At 51.6% G+C, this 17,751-nt stretch carries 18 protein-coding genes; 8 read left to right on the top strand and 10 right to left on the bottom strand.

The window, feature by feature from the left end:
• Positions 1-2: 2 nt before the first annotated feature.
• From rbr to LQE92_RS09780, 6 genes are all read left to right on the top strand, one after another.
• Positions 3-599: a rubrerythrin gene (gene rbr, locus LQE92_RS09805; protein WP_231062800.1), complete on the top strand. Its 597-nt coding sequence runs from the start codon at positions 3-5 to the stop codon at positions 597-599.
• A gap of 143 nt (positions 600-742) precedes the next feature.
• Positions 743-2,689: an NAD(+) synthase gene (locus tag LQE92_RS09800; RefSeq protein WP_231062903.1), complete on the top strand. Its 1,947-nt coding sequence runs from the start codon at positions 743-745 to the stop codon at positions 2,687-2,689.
• Between the two features lie 350 nt (positions 2,690-3,039).
• Positions 3,040-3,222, top strand: coding sequence for a DUF6472 family protein (locus LQE92_RS09795; protein WP_231062799.1), 183 nt, complete (start codon positions 3,040-3,042; stop codon positions 3,220-3,222).
• A 20-nt stretch (positions 3,223-3,242) separates the two neighbouring features.
• Complete coding sequence (upp, locus tag LQE92_RS09790; RefSeq protein WP_231062798.1) at positions 3,243-3,872, top strand: uracil phosphoribosyltransferase; 630 nt, start codon at positions 3,243-3,245, stop codon at positions 3,870-3,872.
• Positions 3,808-4,770: an amidohydrolase family protein gene (locus LQE92_RS09785; protein WP_231062797.1), complete on the top strand. Its 963-nt coding sequence runs from the start codon at positions 3,808-3,810 to the stop codon at positions 4,768-4,770. The genes upp and LQE92_RS09785 overlap by 65 nt, the downstream gene beginning before the upstream one ends.
• Before the next feature lie 71 nt (positions 4,771-4,841).
• Positions 4,842-5,693 (top strand): sigma-70 domain-containing protein, encoded by an 852-nt coding sequence (locus LQE92_RS09780; RefSeq protein WP_231062796.1) that lies wholly within the window; start codon positions 4,842-4,844, stop codon positions 5,691-5,693.
• 11 nt (positions 5,694-5,704) lie between these two features.
• On the opposite strand, the gene LQE92_RS09775 is transcribed toward LQE92_RS09780, so the two are convergent.
• Positions 5,705-6,508 (bottom strand): CPBP family intramembrane glutamic endopeptidase, encoded by an 804-nt coding sequence (locus LQE92_RS09775; RefSeq protein ID WP_231062795.1) that lies wholly within the window; start codon positions 6,506-6,508, stop codon positions 5,705-5,707.
• A 261-nt stretch (positions 6,509-6,769) separates the two neighbouring features.
• On the opposite strand from LQE92_RS09775, the gene LQE92_RS09770 reads away from it, so the two are divergent.
• Entirely contained in the window at positions 6,770-10,519 is a 3,750-nt protein-coding gene (locus LQE92_RS09770; protein ID WP_231062794.1) for a phosphoribosylformylglycinamidine synthase, read from the top strand.
• A gap of 25 nt (positions 10,520-10,544) precedes the next feature.
• Here the strand turns inward: LQE92_RS09770 and LQE92_RS09765 are convergent, their stop codons facing one another.
• Together LQE92_RS09765 and LQE92_RS09760 are read right to left on the bottom strand one after the other, a co-directional pair.
• On the bottom strand, positions 10,545-11,432 hold the full coding sequence (locus tag LQE92_RS09765; RefSeq protein ID WP_231062793.1) for an alpha/beta hydrolase fold domain-containing protein: 888 nt from the start codon (positions 11,430-11,432) through the stop codon (positions 10,545-10,547).
• Positions 11,433-11,457: 25 nt separating this feature from the next.
• Positions 11,458-11,931 carry a pyridoxamine 5'-phosphate oxidase family protein gene (locus LQE92_RS09760; protein WP_231062792.1) on the bottom strand — a complete coding sequence of 158 codons (474 nt, stop codon included), beginning with the start codon at positions 11,929-11,931 and terminating at the stop codon, positions 11,458-11,460.
• Between the two features lie 247 nt (positions 11,932-12,178).
• Between LQE92_RS09760 and LQE92_RS09755 the strand changes: the two genes are divergently transcribed.
• Positions 12,179-14,722, top strand: coding sequence for a cation-translocating P-type ATPase (locus LQE92_RS09755; protein ID WP_231062791.1), 2,544 nt, complete (start codon positions 12,179-12,181; stop codon positions 14,720-14,722).
• A 78-nt stretch (positions 14,723-14,800) separates the two neighbouring features.
• Here LQE92_RS09755 and LQE92_RS09750 read toward each other — a convergent pair whose 3' ends face one another.
• Genes LQE92_RS09750 through LQE92_RS09720 form a run of 7 tightly spaced genes read right to left on the bottom strand, consistent with a single transcriptional unit; the run spans position 14,801 to position 17,751 of the window.
• Positions 14,801-15,232: a hypothetical protein gene (locus LQE92_RS09750; RefSeq protein ID WP_231062790.1), complete on the bottom strand. Its 432-nt coding sequence runs from the start codon at positions 15,230-15,232 to the stop codon at positions 14,801-14,803.
• A gap of 14 nt (positions 15,233-15,246) precedes the next feature.
• Positions 15,247-15,663, bottom strand: coding sequence for a cupin domain-containing protein (locus LQE92_RS09745; RefSeq protein ID WP_231062789.1), 417 nt, complete (start codon positions 15,661-15,663; stop codon positions 15,247-15,249).
• A gap of 55 nt (positions 15,664-15,718) precedes the next feature.
• Positions 15,719-16,045 carry a carboxymuconolactone decarboxylase family protein gene (locus tag LQE92_RS09740; protein ID WP_231062788.1) on the bottom strand — a complete coding sequence of 109 codons (327 nt, stop codon included), beginning with the start codon at positions 16,043-16,045 and terminating at the stop codon, positions 15,719-15,721.
• 55 nt (positions 16,046-16,100) lie between these two features.
• Positions 16,101-16,706, bottom strand: a complete 606-nt coding sequence (locus LQE92_RS09735) for a flavodoxin (protein WP_231062787.1) — start codon at positions 16,704-16,706, stop codon at positions 16,101-16,103.
• Positions 16,707-16,716: 10 nt separating this feature from the next.
• Entirely contained in the window at positions 16,717-16,899 is a 183-nt protein-coding gene (locus LQE92_RS09730) for a hypothetical protein (RefSeq protein WP_231062786.1), read from the bottom strand.
• Between the two features lie 11 nt (positions 16,900-16,910).
• Positions 16,911-17,591, bottom strand: a complete 681-nt coding sequence (locus LQE92_RS09725; RefSeq protein ID WP_231062785.1) for a flavodoxin — start codon at positions 17,589-17,591, stop codon at positions 16,911-16,913.
• Position 17,592: 1 nt separating this feature from the next.
• Complete coding sequence (locus LQE92_RS09720) at positions 17,593-17,751, bottom strand: hypothetical protein (RefSeq protein ID WP_231062784.1); 159 nt, start codon at positions 17,749-17,751, stop codon at positions 17,593-17,595.

Here is a 17,751-nt window from a genome sequence, read left to right as displayed (position 1 = left end):
CAATGGCAAACATGAATTTAAAAGACAGTGAAACGAAACGGAATCTGCTCCGGGCTTTTGCAGGCGAGAGTCAGGCGAGAAGCCGGTATACTATCGCGGCGGGAAAGGCAAAAAAACAAAAATTGCAGGTTGTGGAACAGGTCTTCCGGTTTACGGCTGACCAGGAAAAAGAGCATGCAGAAATCTTTTATAATCATTTGAAGGAACTCACAGGAGAGAATCTTGAAATTGACGGAACGTATCCGATAGAGGTCTATGACGATGCGGAGAGCCTTTTGAATGCGGCCAGACATGATGAATACGAAGAATATGAAAATGTGTATCCTGCTTTTGCCGACGTGGCGGAAAAAGAGGGTTTTCTGGAAGTGGCGGCCAGCTTCCGCCAGATTGCAAAAATCGAGAAAATCCATGGCGACCGGTTTGGAAAGTTCGAAGAGCTTCTGAAGAAGAACGAGCTGTTTGAATCCAAAGAAGAAGCCAGCTATATGTGCCTCAACTGCGGTTATATTTACAGTGGGACAAAAGTGCCGGAAATCTGCCCTGTGTGCAAGCATGACAAGGGATATTTCATCAATGTGGAAATGGCTCCGTATTTATGATATACTGATAAGCAGATTGAGCGTGGATTCCGAAAGGCAGATGCCATGCCTGCATGAGGAGGCGGGGCGCAGTCCGCGCAGTGAACAGATGAAGAAGAGGAAGAGAGCCGTTGGCTCTTAAATTAAGGGAGAATAAGGAGATCATGGAACAGGGATTTATTCGGGTAGGGGCGGCCACCCCCCAGATTTGTGTGGCGGACCCGGTTTATAACAGGGGACAGATTGAAGCGCTGGTCAGGGAGGCTGCAGCCAGACAGGTGAAGGTGATCGTATTTCCGGAACTGTGCCTGACTGGGTATACCTGCGGCGATTTGTTCCTCCAGGATACGCTTCTGGACGCGGCAAAGGAAGAGCTGGCGGTATTGGCAGACCATACAAAGGACTGGGATATCCTGATATTCGTAGGGCTTCCCTGGGCAAAAGAAGGACAGCTTTATAATGTGATGGCCGCGGTAAAGGACGGACAGATACTGGGGCTGGTCCCCAAGACTTTTATTCCCAATTATTCCGAATTCTATGAGGCGCGTCATTTCAGAAGCGGAAGCAGGACGGTGACAATGGAACGTCTGCGTATGGCCAGCGGTATCGAGGATTTTGTACCGATGGGCGCCGATATTTTGTTTCAGTGTACGAATATGGATGGTCTGGTGATCGGTGCTGAAGTGTGCGAGGACGTATGGGTGCCGAATCCTCCCAGTGGACGCCATGCCCTGGCAGGGGCAACTCTTATCGTGAATTCTTCAGCCAGTGATGAGACTACCGGAAAAGGCGATTACAGACGGAGTCTGATCGGAAATCAGTCGGCCAAGCTGGTCTGCGGTTATGTATACGCAGATGCCGGGGAAGGAGAATCTTCTACGGATCTGGTATTTGCCGGACATAATGTCATATATGAAAACGGAACACTTTTGAAGGAGTCCGGACGATTTACTACAGGTCTTGTCTGTGCAGATATGGATCTGGAGCGGCTGCAGAGTGACAGAAGGCGTCTCACCACATTTGGCCCCATAGACGCCGGCGGCTATATGAAGGTATCCTTCAGCCTCCGGAAATACAGTCTGGACCTGGAACGCTTTGTGGATCCGGCTCCCTTCGTACCGGGAAGAAAAGAAGACAGGGACAGACGGTGTGAAGAGATATTGTCGATTCAGGCCATGGGGCTTAAAAAAAGGTTTTCTCATACCGGCTGCAAAAACGCGGTGGTGGGGATTTCGGGAGGTCTGGATTCCACACTCGCTCTTTTGGCAACAGCCAGAGCCTTTGACCTGCTGGGTCTTTCCAGAGATCATATTACCGCGGTCACCATGCCCTGTTTTGGGACCACGGACAGGACCTATAACAACGCGTGTGAGCTGACCAGAAGGCTGGGGGCAGAGCTTATTGAGGTCGACATTAAAGAGTCGGTCATGCTTCATTTCCGTGATATCGGGCACGACCCTGAGGACAGATCGGTGGCCTACGAAAACAGCCAGGCGAGGGAACGGACACAGGTCCTGATGGATATTGCCAACCGAAGCGGCGGGATGGTCATTGGCACCGGCGACATGTCGGAACTGGCGCTGGGATGGGCCACTTACAATGGGGACCACATGTCCATGTACGGCGTGAATGCGTCGGTGCCGAAGACATTGGTGCGCCATCTGGTGCGGTACTGTGCGGAGACCTGCGAAGATGAAAAACTGGCAGGAATCCTTCTGGATGTGCTGGACACGCCCGTGAGTCCGGAGCTTTTGCCGCCGGAGGAGGGAAAGATATCCCAGAAGACAGAGGATATTGTCGGGCCTTATGAACTCCATGATTTCTTCTTGTACTATATTCTGCGTTTCGGCTACCGGCCGGCGAAGATCTGCCGGCTGGCAGAGAAAGCCTTTTGCGGAACGTACCAGAAAGAAACGATCCTGAAATGGCTGACCACGTTTTACCGGAGATTTTTCTCCCAGCAGTTCAAGCGTTCCTGTCTGCCTGACGGGCCGAAGGTAGGAAGCGTAGCGGTTTCTCCCAGAGGAGATTTGAGAATGCCCAGTGATGCCAGCGCAAGGCTCTGGCTCTCGGAGGTGGAGAAGCTGGCAGGATCAGATGAGCTTAAATAGAAGAGATGCCTGCGGTGCGGCCGCAGCGGATTGTCAGTACAAAAGCCTGTGGAAAACATAGGCTTTTGCTTATATGTGGATGAGAGGCCTTTGTGCCCCGCTGTGACAGAAACGGCTGCCTGTGCTGACCAGAGTGTCAGGATGGACGGGCCTGAAAGAGTATGATATACTGGGCACAAAAGGTTAAAAGGATTTAATGGGGTCGTACATATGCTTCTCTTGGAGAATGGAATGATTTCATCCGTATTCGCCGGGAATATGAAGGCTTCAGGCGGGTGCCGGAAATGAACGGGTTCCGGGCGGAGGGAATCTTGAGGAAGAATACGAAGCTATGGAGAGGAGAAAGAACAGTGAAACAGGAGTCGGGGTGTGAATACTGTGCCAACTATACATATGAAGAAGAATATGGCTGTTACGTATGTGACGCCGATCTGGATGAAGACGAGATGGAGCGTTTTTTGAGAAGCGATTTCGTGGGATGTCCTTACTTTCAGACGAATGATGAATATAAGATAGTCAGAAAACAGATATAGGAAGAAAAGGAGAATGAACGATGGAAAATGTGTTTATGATGGATCATCCGCTGATTCAGCATAAGATATCAATGCTGAGAGACTATCAGACCGGCACCAATGAATTCCGGAAGCTGGTGGAAGAAATCGCGGTATTGATGGGATATGAAGCTTTCCGGGACCTTCCGTTAAGGGAAGTTGAGGTGCGGACTCCCATTGAGTCCTGCAGGACGCCGATGATCTCCGGAAAAAAGTTGGCGGTCGTACCGATTCTGCGGGCCGGACTCGGCATGGTGAGCGGTATCCTGACCCTGGTCCCTTCCGCAAAAGTGGGGCATATCGGGCTATATAGAGACCCGGTCACCCATGAGCCGAAGGAATATTACTGCAAGCTTCCCGAATTCATAGAACAGCGGGTGGTGACAGTCGTCGATCCTATGCTGGCGACGGGAGGGTCCGCGGAGGCTGCCGTCAACTTCATTAAGGAAAAAGGCGGTAAGCAGATCAAGTTCCTCTGTATTATCGCCGCGCCGGAAGGCCTGGAGCGCCTGCACCGGGCGCACCCGGACATTCAGATCTACTGCGGCCATCTGGACAGGGGGCTGGATGAAAATGCCTATATCTGCCCTGGGCTGGGAGACGCGGGAGACAGGATATTCGGGACCAAGTGATATGGAAAGGAAGCGTCAGAGCATGTTCGGAGAATGTCACGGACATATATTTATGAACGGCGTCAATTATAAGGACGCCGTGGCACGACATAAAAACGGGGTGGATAAAGAGGAAGTGAAGAAACGCCTGGAGGAGTACCGGAGATCAGGAATAAGCTTCTTCCGGGAGGGAGGAGATTATCTGGGAGTTTCTTCTTTTGCGGCGGAGATCGCGGAGGATTACGGAATCGATTACCGGACGCCGGTCTTTGCGATCCACAAAAAGGGACACTATGGGAGCATCGTAGGTTTGGAATACGATACCCTTCCGGATTTTGCGGCGCTGGTGAAAAAAGCGGGCCGGGAAGGGGCGGATTTTATCAAGATCATGTTCTCTGGACTACTGGATTTTAATACATATGGCCGAATCACCGGCACCGGACTGGAGCTTTCGGAGATGAGGGAGCTGGTGCACATCTGTCATGAGGAAGGGTTTTCCGCAATGGTGCATGTGAACAGCGCGCAGACAGTGTACGACGCCATTGTGAGCGGAGCGGACAGCATTGAACACGGAGCCTATATGACGGACAGAGAGCTGGAGCTTTTGGCCGGAAGGGAAACTGTGTGGGTGCCGACGGTAGCCCCCGCCGGAAACTTGAGGGGTACAGGACGGTTTGATGAAAAGACCGTGGATGCCATTGTCCGGATGCAGATAAACAATGTGAGAAAGGCCATTGTCCTCGGCGTCCATGTGGCGCTGGGGAGCGATGCGGGCGCCGTCACGGTGCCGCACTGTACCGGGCTTTTTGACGAATATAAATATCTGCTGGAAGCGGCAGACGGGGATAAAGAGAGACTGGACCATGTGCTTGCCCGGTCGGAGGATATAGTGAAAAGAAAGTTCAGGAGAGGCTATTAAGCGGACCAGGAGACGGCAAAAGCGTTTCCCGGCAGCAGTGAAATCGGAAGTAAAAGGAAGGAAACAGGAATATGAACAGCCAGGCAGAATTTAAAGAGGCTTTAGGGGATCTGCTTTTGATCGCGGAAGCGTCCGGTCATCAGGTGACGGAGCGGCAGATAAAAGATTGCTTTTCCGGCTGGAATCTGACGGAGGAACAGTGGAAACTAATATACAGTTACCTGGAATTGAATCAGATCAAGGTGGAGGACCATGAAATGGATACAGCGGGCCTTTCCTATCTGAAGGGAAGGAAAATGCCGGAAGATAGCGCCGATGAATCGGAAGGCAGACGGAAAAAGGACTCAGGGATGACCGGAGAGGATTCCCGCTGCTATCAGATGTATCTGGAAGAACTGGAAGCGGTGAAAGCCATAGGGAGAGAAGAGCAGGAAATGCTCTTAAACAGGCTGGGAGACGGCGACAGGTATGTAAGAGACCGTCTGGCGGAAGGCCATCTCAGACGAGTGGTGGAGCTGGCGAAGGAATATGCCGGAAGAGGAGTCCTGATGGCGGATCTGATACAGGAAGGGAATATGGCGCTCCTGATGGCCATGGAGTCTTTTTCCGGCGGAGATTTTGGTGTCCATATCACGAAAGAGATCTGCAGCGCCATGGATGCGGCGATAGCGGAGCAGACGGGACAGGAGGATACCGGCAGCTATCTGGCCTCCCAGGCAAATGCGATGATGAACGCAACAGAAGAACTGGTGGAAGAATTAGGGCGCGAAGCAACCCTGGCAGAGGTGGCAAAGAGGATGAACCTGAGCGAGGAGATGACAAAGGATATCATGAAAATATCCATGGACGCTCTGTCTCTTGTGGAAGCGAACGGAAGCGGAGAAGTTTTTTCGGGTGCAGAAGATTCCGGAGAACATTCTTAGGACAGGCCATCTCAGTCCCGGCGGATATCCCGTATTTTGTGATAGAGCCATGCGGCGGCGATGCCGGATAAGCCCAGAACCGGGACGGAGAAAATCAGCTCCTTTTGGGCTGTTGTGCCCAAAAAGGAGAAAGAGGTCAGATTAGCCGCGCAGTGAAAGAGGACTGCAGCGAGAAGAGTCCTGTAGTGCTCAGTCGTATGGGCCAAAAGCAGGCCCATGCAGAAGCCGTAAAAAATCTGCGGCGCGTTTCCATGGAATAAAGCGAATGTAACGGAAGTAAGGAGAGCCGTGGACAGATATCCCATGTATTTCCGAAGTAACAGAAATCCCATGCCCCGGAAAATGAGCTCTTCTGCCACCGGGATCAGCAGACAGGTGCAGAGGCCTGTCAAGAGCCAGTGAGACTGGGCGGTGGCTGCCTCTATGGATTCACTGGCAGGAAGCAGCTCCGGAAGTCTGGAGAATTCCATGAGAAGGTTGAAGAATATGGCTCCGGCGACTCCAAAAAAGACGGCATATCCGTACTGGGACACCCGGAGCCTTTGCCCGTCTGCCGGTCTGAGAGAACGCTTCTTCAAAACATGGTAAACAATCCCGAGGACAGCGCTTATGAAAATGGCGCCGATGCTGGAATAGAGGATGACCATATTTTCTTTTAGAAAGGAAATGGACGGAGAGTCTGGAGTGGTGTTATCCAGGGAAGAGCAGAGACCGTTCAGAATTTTGGCAACAAAAAACACAGCCTGTTCATAAAATAGAATAGGAAGCGCCAGACAGCAGAGGACTGCTGTCAGTTTTTTTATGGCCTTGTCCATATGATTCCCCCGGAATGAAAATTTGTCGTTTGCCCGCCGGGCCGCGGTCTGAGCCCCTTACCTCTCAAACCGCATCCGCATCGGGACGCGAGATATTCTCTTGCGTTTATCATATCGGACTTGAAGCTGTGTGTCAACGGAGGGGCGTATTTTCTGTGAGTGGAAATTGACTTTCACGGAAAAATGAAATATGATATTAAGAAGAAAAATGCAATACGTGGTATGTGAATTGATAAAACACAAGAAGGCATGGAGGTACCTATGAGCGTAAGACGTATTTATGTGGAAAAAAAGAAGCCTTTTGCGGTCCAGGCGAAGGAGCTTAAAGAAGAGATCGGCAGTTATCTGGGAATCCGCACGGTAAAGGATGTCCGCATTCTTATCCGGTATGATGTGGAGAACCTGTCTGAAGACACCTATGCAAAGTCAAAGGGGACGATCTTTTCCGAGCCGCCGGTGGACATCCTTTATGAAGGAGATTTTGAGAAGAAGCCGGAGGATACTGTTTTTTCTGTGGAATATCTGCCGGGACAGTTTGACCAAAGAGCGGACTCCGCAGAACAGTGTGTGAAGCTGCTCAATGAAAACGAAGAGCCTGTTATCAAAAGCGCGACTACGTATGTAATAGAAGGTACCCTGACGGAGAAAGAAAAGAAAGCAGTAAAGGAGCACTGCATCAATCCTGTCGACAGCCGTGAGGCGTCAGACGTGCTTCCTGAGACACTGATCACGAAATTCAATGAGCCTGCCGATGTGATCATCCTGGAAGGCTTTCGTGAAATGGGTGAGGCAGAGTTTAAGTCACTTTATGATTCTTTGAATCTGGCCATGACATTTAAGGATTTTCTTCATATCCAGAATTATTTCCGGACGGAAGAGAAGCGGGAGCCTTCCATGACGGAGATTCGTGTTCTGGATACGTATTGGTCGGACCACTGCCGCCATACCACATTCCAGACAGAGCTCAAACATGTAGCGTTTGGAGAAGGAGACTACAAAGAGCCCATCGTAGCTTCTTATGAAAAATATATGTCTGACCGGGCGGAGATTTTTAAAGGCAGGGATGATAAATTTGTCTGCCTGATGGACCTGGCCCTGATGGCCATGCGCAAGCTGAAAAAAGAAGGGAAGCTTGACGACCAGGAGGAATCTGACGAGATCAATGCATGCAGCATCGTGGTTCCTGTGGAGATCGACGGCGTTACCGAGGAATGGCTTGTGAATTTTAAGAACGAAACACACAACCATCCTACGGAGATAGAGCCTTTCGGCGGGGCAGCTACCTGCCTGGGCGGAGCGATCCGGGATCCGCTGTCTGGGCGTACCTATGTATACCAGGCGATGCGTGTGACCGGTGCGGCGGATCCGACCGTCCCGGTTTCTGAGACGATGAACGGGAAGCTGCCTCAGAAGAAGCTGGTACGGGGGGCGGCCCATGGCTACAGCTCATACGGAAACCAGATCGGACTGGCGACCGGCCTTGTAAAGGAGATATACCATCCCAACTACGCGGCGAAGCGCATGGAGATCGGAGCGGTCATGGGAGCTGCGCCCAGGCGCGCAGTCATTCGGGAGACTTCCGATCCGGGGGACATCATCATCCTTTTGGGCGGCCGTACCGGACGTGACGGCTGCGGCGGAGCCACCGGTTCATCCAAAGTCCATACGGAGAAATCCATAGAGACCTGCGGTGCGGAGGTACAGAAGGGAAATGCGCCCACAGAGCGTAAGATCCAGAGACTGTTCCGCAGAGAAGAGGTCAGCAGGATCATTAAGAAATGCAATGACTTTGGCGCGGGCGGCGTATCGGTGGCCATCGGCGAGCTGGCGGACGGACTGATCATCGACCTGGATAAAGTGCCAAAGAAGTATGCCGGCCTGGACGGTACAGAGATTGCCATCTCCGAATCTCAGGAGCGTATGGCAGTGGTGGTGGATAAAAAAGACGTGGACAAGTTCCTGGACTTTGCGGCCGAAGAAAACCTGGAGGCGGTCCCTGTGGCGGAAGTGACGGAGTCTCCCCGCCTTAAGATGTCATGGAGAGGGAAGACTATCGTGGACATCAGCCGCGCATTTTTGGATACCAACGGGGCGCACCAGGAGACCGATGTGGAGGTGAAGATACCGGCGCGGGCCGGGAATCCCTTTGATAAAAAAGAAGCAGGAGATGTGAAGTCCCAATGGCTTGACATGCTTAAGGATTTGAATGTCTGCTCCCAGAAGGGATTGGTGGAGATGTTTGACAGCTCCATCGGAGCGGGTTCTGTATATATGCCCTACGGCGGAAAATATCAGATGACAGAGACACAGGCCATGGTGGCGAAGCTTCCTGTTCTGGAGGGAAAGACTGATACAGTGACGATGATGAGCTATGGCTTCGATCCGTACCTGTCTTCCTGGAGCCCTTACCATGGGGCAGTTTATGCGGTGGTGTCATCCATTGCGAAGATTGTAGCCGCCGGTGGAGATTATAAGAAGATCCGCTTTACTTTCCAGGAGTATTTCCGCAGGATGACGGAAGACCCCTCCAGATGGGGAGAGCCTTTTTCCGCACTTCTGGGGGCCTATGACGCCCAGCTCGGTTTTGGTCTGCCTTCCATCGGAGGAAAGGACAGTATGTCCGGCTCCTTTAATGAACTGGATGTACCTCCTACTCTGGTCTCGTTTGCAGTGGATGTGGCCAGCGACAAGACGATCATCACCCCGGAACTGAAACAGGCGGGAGACAAGCTGGTTCTGTTCACCATTGACAGAGACGAATATGATATGCCTGTATACGCTCAGGCCATGGACCAGTACGGCGGGATATTCTCTGATATCAAAGAAGGAAAGATCATTGCGGCTTATGAGGTGGAGCGCCACGGTGCAGCGGAAGCAGTCAGCAAGATGGCTTTCGGAAACAGGATGGGCGTGAAGATTGAGCACAATGTATCGTCAGAGGATCTGTTTGCCGCAGGCTGGGGCAGTATTGTGGCGGAAGTACCGGCGGATAAGGTATCTGCTCTGTCCGGCCGCTATACGGTCATCGGAGAAGTGACGGATGCCGGAGCCATCGAATACGGCAGTATGAAGATCAGCCTGGAGGAGGCACAGAAGACATGGGAAGCGCCGCTTGAAAAAGTATTTCCGACGGTATCCGGTGTGGAAGAGAAAGAGGTGGAAGAGCCGCTGTATAATGCGGACAATATCCACGTATGCAGACATAAGGTGGCCAGGCCTGCGGTATTCATTCCGGTATTTCCCGGTACGAACTGCGAATATGACAGCACGAAAGCATTTGAGCGCGCAGGCGCAGAGGTAATCACCAAAGTGTTCCGGAATATTACGGCAGAGAATATCCGGGATTCTGTGGAGGCGTTTGAAAAGGCCATCGCGCAGGCTCAGATCGTGATGTTCCCGGGAGGCTTTTCCGCGGGTGACGAGCCGGAAGGCTCTGCGAAATTCTTTGCTACGGTTTTTCGCAATGCACGGATGAAAGAATCCATAGAAAAGCTTTTAAATGAACGGGACGGCCTGATGCTGGGAATCTGCAACGGTTTCCAGGCACTGATCAAGCTGGGCCTTGTGCCGTATGGAGAAATCCGTGAGCAGAAGGAGGATTCTCCCACTCTGACGTATAATACCATTGGACGCCATGTATCGAAGATGGTTTATACGAAGGTGGTATCCAATAAATCTCCCTGGCTGCAGAATGCGGAGCTGGGCGGCGTATATTGTACGCCTGCTTCTCACGGAGAAGGCCGATTCGTGGCAGGAGATGAGTGGCTGAAAAAGCTGTTTGAAAACGGCCAGGTGGCGACCCAGTATGTGGATGACATGGGAAAAGCGACTATGGACGAAGCATGGAATCCCAACGGCTCTTACTGTGCGGTGGAAGGCATCACCAGCCCTGACGGACGGATCCTGGGCAAGATGGCACATATTGAACGGCGCGGGGAATCCGTTGCTGTCAATATCTATGGAGAACAGGATATACGGATATTTGAATCAGGAGTGGAATATTTCAAATAGAGATACAGAAAACAGAGAGCCTCCCTTAGCGGAGGCTCTCTGTTATTGTCATGATGATCTGGCGCACTGCGGTGCGGGATTCCGGGAAACAGTCCAGCATCCAGTCATGCACCATATGAGGGTATGTGTAGATATGATAAGGGGTCTTGGCTTGATGCAGTGCTTCCTTTAGGAGCAGCGCGTCCGCGTAGAGCATGTCATTGGAGCCGGTCCATACGGTGATTTTGGGAAGCTCCTTCATGGAACCAAAAATGGGACTGATGACGGGATTATCTAAAGGTGTGGTTCCGGCGTATAAAAGTGCGGCTTCGCGTCCGCCGTCCGGTTCCAGGACAGGGTCTCTGGGCGCCAGGACATTTTTGACGGGGTTGCTCCCCGTGGCATCCAGGAACGGCGACAGGAGCAGAATCTGCTTTGGAAGAGGCAGTCCAAGCTTTACTGCCTGCTGAGCGAGGACCAGGGCAAGGTTGCCTCCGGCGGAATCGCCCATCAGGATAATGCCGTGGGGACATTGGGGAATCAGGGAAGAATAGACCTCCATACAATAGGAGGTTATCTTTTTATGGGTGTGTTCCGGAATCAAAGGATAATCCGGCACGACAGCCGGACAGCCGGTTCCCCAGAGAATGGAATCCAAAAGCTTCCAGTGGCGCTTAGTGAGTCCGGTCAAAAACGCGCCGCCGTGGAGATAAAGGACACAGGGCCTGTCCGACGCAGATTGAAAGTTCATATAGTATACAGGCCGTTCCGATAGGGATTCCGCCTGGATATGGTGATTTTTTTTCATGGCGCGTGGAGGGATCATTTCCGACAGCTTTCCATGATTGCCGTATGACAGCTGTTTTTTCAGGTCACTCTTTGCGTTTGTCTTCATCCTGTAGTGATAAGACAGGGTGCTTCTGATGCTGGCCATATGCGCTCCTTTCTTTATGTCTGTTTCAGTTTTGTGCCTTACAAGAAAACTGTCTTACTTCCACGTAGAAGACAGATACGGAGGGAGTTGCTTTTTCTTCTATAACGAAGTTCCTTCCAGTCATCTTCTTCATGAGAAGAGACAGGACCGCCGCTTTTTCATGCGGATCGGAAAGAAAGGATACGGTCCCGGTACCCATGATGCAGGAATAACGATATCCGTATTCACAGGGACGGTCATGGGGGATCAGCTGATGTCCGCAGTCCATCTCAAAGGTGACGCGGAGACATCTTGAGAGCAGATCGATTTTCCGCCCTCTCCGGGCGCTGTGAAAATAAAGGAAAAGCTTTCCTTCCTTCATTTGATAAGCGAAGTTCATAGGTACGATATAGGCCTCTTCATTTGTCGGATCATAGATTCCCAGGCGGCAGACAGTACAGCTGTCAAGAATCTTGAGGATTTTGGTCATATCAGTGACTTCTTTATCTTCCCGTCTCATAATCTTCCTCACTTTTTCTTTCGGATTTTATATTCTGATCAGATGGTAAATTCAATTTCAGTATACCACAGGTTAAAGGAAATTAACAGCCATAGCATATTTTTCTGCCTGTCCTCATATCCATTGAGTATAGCGTCGCATACAAAGAGCAGCACGGCGCTGATGTTGCCAATATGACTGTGAAAAAGAAAACGGGGCGCCCGTTCATTTCGGTTTTTTCGCGGATAATATTTTGGGGAGGAATAAAGTGGCAGATAAAAATAAAGAACCGGCAGTTTATAAAAGAGGCTGTAACGTGTTGGAGGAGGAAAGGCATAAGTCGGTCTTTGCCAGTTTTCTGGAACAGCTGAACAGTCCGCTTATTTACATACTTATGGTGGCTTCTGCCATATCTCTGTTCTTGAAGGAATACAGCGATATGGCGATTATTGTTGCAGTGATTCTAGTGAATTCCGTGATAGGAGTCATACAGGAAGGAAAAGCACAAAAAGCGCTGGAAGCTCTGAAAAAGATGACGAGCCCGAAAGCGCTGTTAAAAGAAGGGGATAAGATCAGGGAAGTGCCGGCCGGCGATCTGATACCGGGAGATATCGTCTGCCTGGAAGCGGGGAGACAGATACCGGCAGACATAGAACTCATCACCGCGGTGAACCTCAAGGTAGAGGAGGCTGCTCTGACCGGGGAATCCGTGCCGGTCCTCAAGGATACAGGAAGGAACAATAAGGCCTTTATGTCCACTACCGTGACTTATGGCAGAGGAGAGGGCGTGGTTACATCCATTGGAATGGATACGGAGATCGGCAAGATAGCCAAGATGATCCAAAATGCACCCATGGAGAAGACGCCACTGCAGAAGCGGCTGGCGGATTTGGGAAAAATACTGAGCGTGGTCTCGGTAGTCCTCTGTGTCCTGCTGTTTCTGATTGCGGTCCTGCAGAAGCGGGATGTTATGGAAATGCTGATCACTGCCATTTCTCTGGCCGTGGCGGCGGTGCCGGAAGGGCTTCCTGCCATTGTTACCATGGTCCTGGCGCTCAGCGTTTCCCGGATGGTGAAGGTAAACACCATTGTAAAACGTCTGCCCAGTGTGGAAACGCTCGGCTGTGTCAGCGTGGTGTGCTCAGATAAGACGGGGACCCTGACTCAGAACCGTATGACGGTCTCCAGATGTCTTGTGGATGGGAGGATATGCAGTCCCTCTACCTTAAAAATACAGAGGGACAGACATTTTCTTTATGGCTTCACGCTGTGTAATGACGCGGAATTATCTTCGGAAACCCGTCTGGGGGATCCGACAGAGCTGGCTCTTTTGGATATGGCGGCTTCCTTTGGGCTTTACCGTCATGAACTGGAAAGGCGCATGCCCAGAAAAGATGAGATATCATTTGATTCCAAGAGAAAAATGATGACGACGCTCCACAGAGAAGGAAAAAGCTCGGTGTCTTATACAAAAGGCTCGCCGGATGAGATTCTGCAGCGCTGCCGGTACATTCTTTCGGGAGGCCAGGCAGTCCCCATGAGTCAAAGGGACCGCACGGAAATAAAAAGCGTACTGAAACAGTTCACCGGAGATGCACTGCGGGTACTGGCCCTGGGTATGCGGATGGACGTGGAAAAGGCCAGGGAAAAAGAGCTGGTCTTTGTGGGGATGGCCGGCATGGCCGATCCAGTCCGGCCGGAGGCTGCCGGAGCCGTCTCGGAGTTCCGGAAAGCCGGGGTGAAGACTGTAATGATCACCGGGGACCGGGAAGACACGGCCTTTGCCATTGCCAAAGAACTGCATATTGCGTCCCGGATGGAAGAGTGCTTATCCGGGGAAGAGATGGAGAAAATGGATGACGGGGAATTCGCCCGCCGCATACCGAAGGTCCGGGTGTTCGCCCATGTGTCCCCGGAGCATAAGGTGAGGATCGTATCGGGTTTCAAAGCTGCCGGCGAGATCGTCGCCATGACCGGGGACGGGGTCAATGACGCGCCGTCTTTAAAATCAGCGGACGTGGGCATCGCCATGGGGATGGCGGGGACAGACGTGGCGAAGAATGCCGCGGATATCGTGCTGACCGATGACAATTTTGCGACGATCACCAAGGCTATCGCCCAGGGGAGGAGTATATATGAGAACATCAAGAAATCGGTCCTTTTCCTGTTGTCGTCCAACTTCGGTGAGATCATTACGATGCTGGCTGCCATAGCCCTTGGCCTGGCATCTCCTTTGAAGCCCAGTCATATATTGTGGATAAACCTGATCACGGATTCTCTGCCCGCCTTGGCTCTGGGCGTGGATGTGAATGGAAATAAGAACTATATGAGAAGGCCGCCCCGATCTAAAAATGAAAGTCTTTTTGCCGGAGGCGGGCTGAGCTGTACCATCCTTTACGGTCTGCTCATCGCTATCATCAGTACCACCGCGTTTCTTCAGCTTCCTCTTACGTTTCTTTCTTCCGCGGGGATGCCTGTTACTCTGGAAAATCTGAGGGGGCTCATGGCAGATCCGGCACTGCTCAGCCGCTGCCAGACGTATGCGTTTACAGTACTGGGCATATCTCAGCTTTTTCATGCCATAGGCATGCGGGATGTGGAGACTTCAGTCTTCCGTATGAAGCATTTTAATAATAAATTGATGATTGCGGCATTTGTCGTCGGCATAGGACTGCAGCTCCTGGTTACAGAGGTGCCGTATTTCATAGGGGTATTTGGAACTTGTTCCCTGGCTCTGCAGGAATGGATACTCCTGCTCATCCTTTCCGCAATGCCGGTGCTGGCCCATGAAGTGCTGATACTGCTGCCATAATATATAAGATCCGCCGGACTTTCTGTGCAGGGTCATAAGAAAGTAAATAGGATTGAAATGGAATCGGCGTGGCGAAAGTCATGCCGGTTCTGCTTGGCTCAGGGCATCCTGTCCAATCTGGAGCGGGAGCCTGCGATGAAAAGGCCAAATACGCCCAGCTGTCTTTTTGCCATTCCCATCAACATGCTCCAGTGCAGCCCAAGATGCAGGCTCGTCAGGACACGCATGGGCATATTTGCCGTGCAGCAGATTTTTGTGCCAGCTTCCGTTGAGAAGATGGTGGATGATAAAGAGCACGAACATCCCTGTGCCCACCCATTCGTGCGGAGTGTCTCCCCAGAACTGATAGCCCATCAGAAAGAGCAGCGCCAAGGTCATAAGAACATCGAGAACGATTTTTATAGTCACTTTTGGTTTCATTTCTTCACCTGCCAATCTTCTTTCCCAGCTCATAGGCCAGGCGGGGAAACTCTGTTTATGTGGGCTGCTTTGAATCACTAAAATGTTCATTCGTTCTCCCTCCGCTAGTTCAGCTTGGCATATACCGCGTCATCAACAGCCTCACACCATTCATTGGAAGTGTTTTTGCCGGGTACCTCCAGCGCAAGGTGTGCAAACCAGCTGTCCTTTGCCGCGCCGTGCCAATGCTTGACCTCAGGCGGGATAACCACCGCATCACCGGGATGCAGCTCACGCGCCTCTTTTCCCCATTCCTGATACCAGCCCCGGCCAGACATACACAGCAGGATTTGCCCGCCGCCCTTGCCGGCATGGTGAATATGCCAGTTGTTGCGGCAGCCCGGCTTAAAGGTGACATTGAAAATACCGATTCCTTCTGTGGTGACAGGGTTCAGATAGCTCTGTCCAATAAAATACTGCGCAAAGGCATCGTTGGGCTGTCCCAAACCGAAGAGGCCCGCTTTTTCCATTTCATTGTTCATGATAAGTCCTCCGTTTCTTTTTGCCCTTCGCTCTTCAAAGCGAAAGACTGCTTACTCACTCCTGGGCGCCATATACTTCTTTTGCCATTTTAAAGGCCGCCCACGCATTGGGCCAGCCTGCGTAGAAGGCTGCGTGTGTCAAAATCTCCGCCATTTCTTCTGCAGTGATGCCGTGATTTTTCGCATTATTTATGTGATATTGCAGAGAGCTGTCTAAAATTCCTTTCGTCATCAGCGCGGTCACAGTCACAATTGAGCGGTCACGGACGGAAAGCTGGTCCTCTCTTGCCCATACCTCTCCAAACAGTATATCGTCATTCAGTTCCGCAAATTTCGGAGCAAAGGTTCCAAGGGCCTCGCGCCCCGCAGTCTGTTTTTCCATACGTTTATCCAACCTTTCTATTTTTTGCAGGTAATTTCTTTTATTGGTTACAAAATCAAATCCATGAAATCAGTTTATGAATTAGAGAGAAAGACGAAGCGGCTGCTCTATTTCGGCTATTTCCTCTCTGCTGAGGGTGATGCTTGCCGCCTTTACCGCATCCGTTACCTGTGCGGGATTCGTCACGCCGTTGATTCGTTTGAATACTGTTCGTTTCCAGCCATGCGCTCACATCGCTGGCAAGGCTGGAACCGCCGGAATAGTGGATGTCCAATGCATCGCCCATCACAGCATCGGACGCAAGCTTTGCAATGGCTGTCAGACTTTGGCCGAAGCGGCCTCCGCCGTGGCTGCAAAATGGGATAATCGTCCTGCCGCTAAAGTCATATTCCTCCAAAAAAGAGGCAATCGGCATGGGGATGGACGCCCACCAGTTGGAATAGCCCAACAGAACGGGGTCATAGTCGCCGGAGTAGGGATTCACCAGCGTGATTTCAAACAGTTCCGCTCCGGTCTGGCGCTCGATCTCCTCGGCAGCGCCCTTGGTATTGCCTCCCCAGGAGAAATAGGCGATCAACACTTTTCCGCCTCTTGTGCTGTTTTGGTTTTGCGTGCCGGCTGTGTTGACGCTGACTGTTCCTGCCACTGCTAACCGATTCATATTCCGCCTTTCACCAAAACAAAATGTCCGGGGCATTCACGGAAAGGGGTTCAGAATCCGGCACCCCGGAGGCTTGCGGAGACGAAGAAACCGGGGCGGAAGACGATAAGAAAGAGCTTTCGCCCTTTTGGCTGCACGCCGTGAATGAGAGAAGCATCAGCAGAGAGATAAGAAAAGCCATGCTTTTTTTCATCACGGTTCCTCCTATTCTGCAAGCCTAATGTCGGCAAGCCAATCTGTTACAGCGCTGCCGGGATTTTTAGACGCTTCACTGGAAAGGGAAAGGCCATCTGTGATGGCTGCGCCCGGCTCCGCGTCTGCTATTGCTTTTAGCGTACCCGAAAATCCGCTGCCGCCGCTGGAGACAAAGGGCGCGATGGTTTTACCGGAGAGATCATATTCATCCAGGAAGCTGTAGAGGATCATCGGCATATCGCCCCACCAGTTGGGGAAGCCGAGGTAGATCACATCATAGCTGTCGAAATTTTCGATACTGCCCGAAATCTCCGGGCGGGCATCGACACGCTGTTCTGCCTGCGCTTCGTCGAGGAGGGCATTATAATCGGTGGAATAAGCTGTCGTCGGTTCCAGATTGAAAATATCCGCACCGGTCGGGGAGGCGATTTCACCGGCAATGGTCTCGGTATTGCCAGACCAGGAGAAATAAACCACCAGTTCAGTTGTTCCGGTCTTCGGTTCCGATATATTGTCCGGCGTGCTCTCCGGGGCGCTGGATGCTGTGGAAGATTCCTCCGAGTGTGGTGACGACTGCCCGCTTGTCTGCGGTTCTCTGGACTCTTCGCTGAGCGTGGGATTTGTGCTGCCGCAAGCCGCCAGAGTGACGAGCAGCGTGCAGCTTGATATCAATGCAAATAGCTTTTTCATTTTAATTAAATCCTTCCTGTGGCTGCACAAACATGATTTCCTTTGGGATTCGCTCCATAGACTGTTTCCATTCTTCTATGGGGATGTCCTGTTTCATCGCCAAAGCTTTTTTGGCCTCATCGTCCCGGCCAGGGAGCATTGTGATCGCAACGTGCGTCAT

It is taken from the genome of Lientehia hominis, assembly GCF_021044755.1.
In the GTDB taxonomy this organism is placed as follows: Bacteria; Bacillota; Clostridia; order Lachnospirales; family Lachnospiraceae; genus Lientehia; species Lientehia hominis.
The sequence above is the reverse complement of the archived record's forward strand: the minus strand, read 5'-3'. Positions and strand labels throughout refer to the sequence as shown.